Raw genomic sequence first — 7164 nt, 5'->3', positions numbered from 1 at the left:
TGGGGCTACCTCACGCCCCACGAAACACGCCTGCGCTACCAGCAGGGACAGGCCCTCGCGGCATAACGGAAACGTGTCCATGATCACGGGGAAACTTCATTGTCCACGAGAACGACTTCCGGCTCAGGCTGCCCCCAGCTTCAACCCGACTGCTGCGACAGCGGGTTGGTGCTGGCTTTCCACCTCCACTCGAACCAACAGCGCCTCACGGCGCAAACAGAAGCTGCTGCGGGACAAGGACGCCGGTGACGATGAGTGACAAGAGCCGAGAGTCGGCCTCCGCCCACGTTCTGCCGAACGTCGAGGCCCCAGTCGCCGCAGAGGTCGTCGCGGACTGCGCTGGTAATGCCCGGCACCGCTTCGGATGGATACGCGGCCCGTTCCCGAGCTCTTGGGGGCTCCGTCCGAAGCTGTCAGGCTGGCTGCGGCCCTGCGGCCCTGCGGCCCTGCGGCCCCGCAGCGACGACAGCGCACGTGTTCTACCCGGCGTCGGCAAGCGGGGCGCACTCGGGTCCGTTGCGCCACAGCCGGTCGGCCGTGCCGGCGGTGAGGTGCTGGGCGTAGATCTCGACCTTCGTGCGGATGATGCCGAGGGCCTCCTGCAAGTCGGCCACCTGCTGCTGCACCCTCGCCTCGTGCCGGCGCAGGATCTCGAAGCGCTCGGCCTCGTTGCCGGCGCCCTCCCGCGCCAGCTCCGCATAGCGGCGGATCTCGGGCAACGGCATCCCCGACGAGCGCAGCTTCGTACACACCTTCAGCCACTCCACCTCTTTCTGGGTGAACATGCGCCGCCCCGCCGCGTTACGCCGCAGGGGTGCGGCGAACAACCCCTCCTGCTCGTAAAAGCGCAGGGTGTGCGTGGTCAGGCCGGTCAGTGCGCTGACCTCGCCGATGCTCAGGGCGGTCTCCGCAGTCGTCATGCCCGCCAGTGTACGAGCTTGACTTCAAGTCGACTCGAACTCATAGCGTCCATGACGTTACCGACGAAAGGAACACCGTGCCCACCACATGGTTCATCACCGGCACCTCTTCCGGCTTCGGGCGTCTGCTCACCGAGCGCCTGCTGGCACGTGGCGACCGCGTCGCGGCGACCCTGCGCCGGCCCGAGGCGCTGGACGACCTGCACGCCAAGCACGGCGACCGCCTCTGGACAGCCTTGCTCGACGTCACCGACGCCGAGCAGGTGCACCGGGTCGTGGACGACGCCTTCAAGGCGCTCGGCACGATCGACGTGGTCGTCAATAACGCGGGCTATGGCGTCTTCGCCTCCGTCGAGGAGGCCGCCGACGAGCAGATCCGACGGGTGATCGACACCAACCTGCTCGGTTCGATCCACGTCATCCGCGCCGCGCTGCCGCATCTGCGCGCTCAGGGGCGCGGCCGCATCCTGCAGGTCTCGACCTCCGGCGGCCAGACCGTCTACCCGAACTTCAGCTACTACCACGCCTCGAAGTGGGGGATCGAGGGCTTCTGCGAGACGGTGGCCCGCGAAATCGCCCCGTTCGGCATCGGCCTGACCATTGTCGAGCCCGGTGCGACGCCGACCGGATTCGGCGCCTCCCTCGACACCGCGCCGGTCATGCCGGAATACGAGAACACCCCGGCAGGCGAGATGCGCCGCGCAATCACCAGCGGCGCCTTCAACCTCCCCAACGACCCGCAGAAGATCGCGGAGGCGATCATCAACCTCGTCGATACCGGCGCGGCGCCGCTCCGGCTCCCCCTCGGGTCCGACACCTACGACGACGTGCGCGCATCCCTTGTCGCCCGGCTCGCCGAACACGACGCGCATCGCGATGTCGCGTACTCCGTCGTGACGGATGAGCTCATATAACCGCAGCGGTCAACCTCCCGTACTCAACCAGTGACAGGTGTGCGAGCCTCGCACGCCTTCGCCGCCGGACGGAAGGAGGCCCTGCTCGCAGGACAGCCGCACCAGCCTGATGCCGCCCTTCGTCGCCGAGCACCCGGTCACGGACACCCTTCCCGGTGCAGCGATTGGCACTGAGGACACAGACCGCAGGCCGCGCACGCCGAACTCACCAGCCTGCCCGCGCCGGGCGACCGTGTCTCGTAGGCGGCCACGGTCCACGCGGTCTCGTGGGCCGGAGTTTCGTGGACGCGTTCGATGCGCAGGGTCTGGGACTCGTGGATGGCGTGGGTCGTCTTGTCCGACCAGGTCCGTTCCCTGTCAAGTTCTGCGTGTTGAGCTGAGAGCAGTACGCCGCGGACCGTAAGAAACACTCGTCCAAGGCCGACGGAGAGGGGGAGTTGTGGCGGAGTGAGGCACCCGTTTGGACGACGGAGCACTCAGGTGCGCCAATTGTGATCGCCCTACATACCGCGCGGCTTAAGGTGACCGCATGGAACAGGACGAACGGCTTCTTCACAGCTCGTCGTTCGGCGCGGCGGCGGCCTCGTATGCCGAGCACCGCCCGGACTACGCGCAGGCCGCGGTGCGCTGGGCGCTTGAGCCCGCGCCCGGTCCGCGCGTGCTCGACCTCGGCGCCGGAACCGGCAAGCTGACCGCCACGCTGGTCGCGTCGGGTGCCGAAGTCATCGCTGTCGAGCCCGGCCCGGAGATGCTGACCGAGCTGCGCCGCGCGCTGCCGGCCGTCCGTGCCCTGCCGGGTAGTGCGGAGGCGATACCGCTGCCGGACGGGTCCGTCGATGCCGTGCTGGCCGGCAACGCCATGCACTGGTTCGATATGGCCGTGGCGGGACCCGAGATCGCCAGGGTCCTCGCACCTGGCGGTGTCCTGGCGGGCCTGTGGAACGTCGTCGACGACCGGGTCGACTGGGTTGCCGGACTTGAGCGGGTCAGCGGGAGCGCGGCCATCGGCCCGCGCGACACGCTCAGCAGTTGGCGCGCCGCGACAGCGGACATGCACCTTCCAGACATCGGCGTCGCCCGGTTCGGCTCGCCGGAGCAGGACGAGTTCTCACACGGGCAGCGCCGCACGGCCGACTCCCTCGTCGCGACACTTGCGACGCGCGCGGGGATGCTCGTCATGCCGGAGCTGGAACAACAGACCATGCTCGGCCGGATCCGCGCTTTCCTCACGAGCAGACCGGAGACCGCCCGCGGCGAGTTCACCCTCCCGATGCTGACCGGTGTGCTGCGCGTCCGGAGACTGTGAAAAAACGTCACTGGTTCTGTTCGAGTGCGGCGAGTATGGCGAGGGCAGCGAGTTGCACTGACCGTTCTATGGCGGCTCGGACATCGGGTGAGGGGTAGAGCCGCGGCGTGACACGCAGAGCGTCGGACACGTCGAGGGCTTCCCGGGACAGCCCTTAGGCGCGGATCTTGCGTTTGGTTACCCATTCGGCCGGGGTCGGCAGCCGTGAGGGGTTGTGCCAGTAGAACTCCTGGGCGAGGTGGATCCGAGGCGGTCGGTGCAGGCGAGCAGGATGCGGAACTGGTGCAACGACCGCGTGGGTCGGGCACGTTGGTAAGCGCCGCCTATCTTCGCCACAAGGCTGCCGGTCGGGCTGGAGTGCCCGGTGGGCCGCGGCTGACGGAGTCCGCGCGATCGTGCCGTCTCCGCCGTCCTTCGACAGCAGGTAGAGGGTGTGTCAGTACTGGTGACGAGTCGGACGGCCGGAATTCGGGGATGTTCTCCTGTGGGGTGACCCACGAGGCGATCTCCGAGTTCAGCAGGGCGGCGGCGTACTGCCTCGCGGTCTTGTAGATGCCGTCCCGGGTTTCGGGCGGTCCCTCCAAGGTTCCCTTGAGCTGGGCGGCGACGGCTGTGACGGCGTGGTCGCGGAGGATGCCGAGGGGGCGCGGGCGGCGGGTGGCCCGGTCCCATCGGTCGGTCATCGCCAGCGAGACCGCGCGACGCTACTCCGAGGCCAAGTAACTCGGATAGTGGGGGCATTGGCCAACGGTGAGGGGATGCTTCGCCCTGGAACCAGGGGTGTGAGCTTGTCGGTATGCGCATCCGCGACATAGCCCCGCTGGCCTTTGTCGAATGGCACTACCTCACCGTCCGGATCTGCGAACCCGATGAGGGCGTAGCACCCAGTTTTGGGATCCATCTCGTACGCCATGCCCCAGCCGGCCGCTGCCGCTGTCGCTCCCGCTGAGGCGGTCCGACAGCTCGTTCCACTGGGTGTCCGTGAGATAGCCGCCTGCGGCGACCTCCAGCAGAGTGGGCGGCAGAGCCGGGCCGAGGCCCAGTCTGCGGGCATCGATGGCGGCGTCGATGAGTGCCCGTGCTCCTGTCACTCGGGTCGGGGTACGCGGTGAGCTCGGCCCAGTACTCCGGCCAGATGGTTCCCAGCACAAGCACCGGCCCGCGGCCTGGATCACGCAACGGCTCGCGCAGCCCGGCGGCCACGCGTTCCCCCACGTCGGAGGCCGGGGTAAGCAGGTAGTGCTGAGCCTCGTTCAGCCAGATCACCGTGCGGGGGCCGATCTCCTGCATCTCCGCAAGGGCGGCCTCTGGACGGGAGGGATCAATGGGATGCCACAGCCGCCAGCCGTCGGGCAGCAACTCAAGGGCTTCCCAGCACGCACGGGTCTTGCCCGTAGACGAGCCGCTCACCAGCACCACCACGCGGCTCACGCCGCTCACCGCCTCACTCACGATCGCGCCCAGCCGCGCATCATGAGCTCGGGGGATGTACGCGGGCAGGACGGGCAGTGTTACCGCCCGCGTCGGCTCAGCCTCGATCGCCTTATGCACTTCCAGCGCGAAGGGACCGGTGAAGAGGGCGACCGGGCGACCCGGCGAGGTACTCGCGATGCGATGCGTTCGTGCTGACTGGGCCCGGTCCAGCAGCGTGCGCCATTGGCGTTCCCTCGGCTCCTCCCCGGCCCAGCGGCTCCACAACTGCACCAGCGCCCACACCTTTTCGCTGCTGGCCGAGCTGGGGACCTTCGCTGCTCCAGGGTCGTCCGGAAGCCAGTCGCTGATCCGCTGCCCGCTCAGCTCCATCCGGTACGGCGCAGCTCTCAACGCTTGTTCTGTCTCACGGCGGGAGTACAGCCGGCCTGCCCTGTGACACGCTGCCTCAGCCCGCTTCTCCAAGGCGCGCAACTGGTCGTAGAAGGCGCGACCCTGCTCGTTCACCAATCCCCCTGAACACGCTGCCCGACTGGCGATACCGCCCGGAGCGGGAACAACGGGCACCGCCGCTGACCAGCAGAGCAGAACCAAAGCACCCGCCGCGCCCGCCGCTTCGGACGGAAGTATTGGCCCGACCGCACGCTCAGTCCTCCCGCCCGGCATCCCGTCGTGTGCGGTCAGTCAAAGGAGCCTCTGTGAGTCACGAGGGCATGAATGACAACCGGAACAGGAAGCGGACCGTTCGTCGTCTGATCCGTACCGCTGTCTTTGGCTTGGTTCGCGGCAGTGCCTCCGCAGCCGGATCCGCTGTTGTCGCCGGAATCGCGTGGTGGATACAGCGATAATCCTCGGCTGCCTCAAGTGCACTGGCTGGCGGCTTGTCATCTCCGGCAACGATCACTGCCCCCCGGCGCTGGAAGACGTCCTGAGCGGATCAGCCCTACTACCGGCGAATAGCTGAGGGCTGTCCTGTCGCGACGCATCTGGCGGGCGGAGGCCGCTGACCCGCTGGCGTGCCATGTCGTATGAGAACGTCGCCCCTCGGCGTTCTCAAACGACACGGCTTTCGCGGGTAGAGGTTCCGGGACTGCGGCAAGCCAGAGACGATATGCGAACACCGAAGCAGCTTGACAGACCATTTTCATCTGGGTCGGCCCCTCGGCGAGGCCAGTCGGACGACCCATCGGACAGTGCTCCGGCCTGCTGTCTGTCGCTCGGGCCGCTGGTGAAGAAGGCGAGCGCCTGCTCGGTCCGTCCTCGCTGAACATGGTCTTGAGGTTGCCCGGGCAGTGCCGTCCTCGTCTTCGGTACACGTGAGTCACCCCGGCGGGGGTGCTCACAGGTCGAAGACGAGCTGGCGCGTCCCACGGAGGGAGTCGGATTTCGGTGGTCCGCCACCATCCGCGGAGCAGAGGAGCGCGCGCCACCTGCGCGGTCTCGGTCCGCGGGCTCAGGCGAGGGCGGCGACCAGCAGGGCGAAGGCGGCGATGATGACGGCGACGCGGACATAGTGGAAGCGGTCCCAGCGGTTCATCTGCTGCTTCCAGTCGGCCGGCAGGCCGTCGGCGGTCCATGTCTTGACCCGGTTGTTGATCGGGACGAGCAGCAGGATCGACATGACCACGCTAAGGATCAGCAGCCCGGCGGCGGTGACGACGAGGCCGGCGCCGTGGTGGTGCCATCCGGCGATGGCCCAGATCGCGGCGAGGACGAGCGAGCCGATGTACCAGAACGGCATCACGGCGCCGAGCAGCCGGGCCCCGTGGGTGCGGCCGCGCAGGCCGTTGTCGCCGGGGAGGCCGTCGAGGATCGGGTTGACGAAGAAGGCGACGGAGAACTCCACCCCCACCATCACGCCGACGGCCACGATGGTGAAGACCTCAAGTGCGTTGAGCATGATGACCCCTCCTGGATCTAGCGCCGCTAGGTGACGAGGCAACGCTAGTACTTCTGTCGCTCGATTGTCTAGCGGTGCTAGGATCGAATCATGTCGGTACAGGAACGCAAGGAGCGCGAACGGGCGGGCCGCGAACGTCTCATCGTGGCGACGGCCCGCGAACTCGCCGAGCGGCAGGGCTGGGACGCGGTCACCACCCGCCGGCTCGCCGAGCGCATCGAGTACAGCCAGCCCGTCCTCTACAGCCACTTTCGCGGCAAGCGCGAGATCATCGGCGCCGTCGCCCTTGAGGGCGCCGCCGAGATGGCCGCGGCGCTGCGGGCCGCGGCCTCCGCCGTGGACGGGCCGCGCGCCCGGGTCAGCGCCCTCGCCCGCGCCTACCTCGACTTCGCCGCACGCAACCCGGCGGTCTACGACGCGATGTTCCAGCTCGACGGCGGCCTGGCGTTCGCGAGGGAGGACACCCCGGAGCCGCTGAAGGACGCCTTCGCCGCCCTGCTGGAGAGCCTCGGCGAGGTCGCCGGGGACGGCGTCCGCCCGGCGCTGTTCACCGAGGTGTTCTGGGCGGCCCTGCACGGGCTGGCGACCCTGACCCGGGCGGGACGGCTGCCACCGGGGGACGCCGAGCGGAGGGTGGAGTTGCTGGTGGACCGGCTCGCCATGGTCTGACGCACCGTCCGGGCGGCCAGCCGG

The 7164-nt window shown here is 68.5% G+C and carries 6 protein-coding genes and 1 pseudogene; 3 read left to right on the top strand and 4 right to left on the bottom strand.

Features of this window, described 5'->3' with window-relative positions; translation table 11 throughout:
- Positions 1–479: 479 nt before the first annotated feature.
- Positions 480–920: a MerR family transcriptional regulator gene (locus PV679_RS22730; RefSeq protein ID WP_319682198.1), complete on the bottom strand. Its 441-nt coding sequence runs from the start codon at positions 918–920 to the stop codon at positions 480–482.
- 77 nt (positions 921–997) lie between these two features.
- Between PV679_RS22730 and PV679_RS22725 the strand changes: the two genes are divergently transcribed.
- Positions 998–1834, top strand: a complete 837-nt coding sequence (locus PV679_RS22725; protein ID WP_319682197.1) for an SDR family oxidoreductase — start codon at positions 998–1000, stop codon at positions 1832–1834.
- Between the two features lie 529 nt (positions 1835–2363).
- Complete coding sequence (locus PV679_RS22720) at positions 2364–3140, top strand: class I SAM-dependent methyltransferase (RefSeq protein ID WP_319682196.1); 777 nt, start codon at positions 2364–2366, stop codon at positions 3138–3140.
- Between the two features lie 370 nt (positions 3141–3510).
- On the opposite strand, the pseudogene PV679_RS22715 reads toward PV679_RS22720, so the two are convergent.
- The 3 genes and pseudogenes from PV679_RS22715 to PV679_RS22705 all read right to left on the bottom strand — a co-directional run.
- A pseudogene (locus tag PV679_RS22715) lies at positions 3511–3784 on the bottom strand (hypothetical protein); the annotation flags it as partial.
- A gap of 201 nt (positions 3785–3985) precedes the next feature.
- Positions 3986–4231, bottom strand: coding sequence for a hypothetical protein (locus PV679_RS22710; RefSeq protein WP_319682195.1), 246 nt, complete (start codon positions 4229–4231; stop codon positions 3986–3988).
- Positions 4232–6024: 1793 nt separating this feature from the next.
- Positions 6025–6471, bottom strand: a complete 447-nt coding sequence (locus PV679_RS22705; protein WP_319682194.1) for a DUF1772 domain-containing protein — start codon at positions 6469–6471, stop codon at positions 6025–6027.
- 90 nt (positions 6472–6561) lie between these two features.
- On the opposite strand from PV679_RS22705, the gene PV679_RS22700 reads away from it, so the two are divergent.
- A complete protein-coding gene (locus PV679_RS22700; protein WP_319682193.1) occupies positions 6562–7140 on the top strand; it encodes a TetR/AcrR family transcriptional regulator in 579 nt (192 codons plus the stop codon).
- The last annotated feature ends 24 nt before the right edge of the window (positions 7141–7164 follow it).

Origin of the sequence: Streptomyces sp. AK02-01A (assembly GCF_033795305.1) — a bacterium.
Taxonomy (GTDB): domain Bacteria; phylum Actinomycetota; class Actinomycetes; order Streptomycetales; family Streptomycetaceae; genus Streptomyces.
This window is presented reverse-complemented; position numbering and strand designations above follow the sequence as displayed.

Coding starts and splice junctions, on each gene's coding strand:
- PV679_RS22730 (WP_319682198.1), bottom strand. CDS start 920: ATGACGACTGCGGAGACCGCCCTGAGCATCGGCGAGGTCAGCGCACTG.
- PV679_RS22700 (WP_319682193.1), top strand. CDS start 6,562: ATGTCGGTACAGGAACGCAAGGAGCGCGAACGGGCGGGCCGCGAACGT.
- PV679_RS22720 (WP_319682196.1), top strand. CDS start 2,364: ATGGAACAGGACGAACGGCTTCTTCACAGCTCGTCGTTCGGCGCGGCG.
- PV679_RS22705 (WP_319682194.1), bottom strand. CDS start 6,471: ATGCTCAACGCACTTGAGGTCTTCACCATCGTGGCCGTCGGCGTGATG.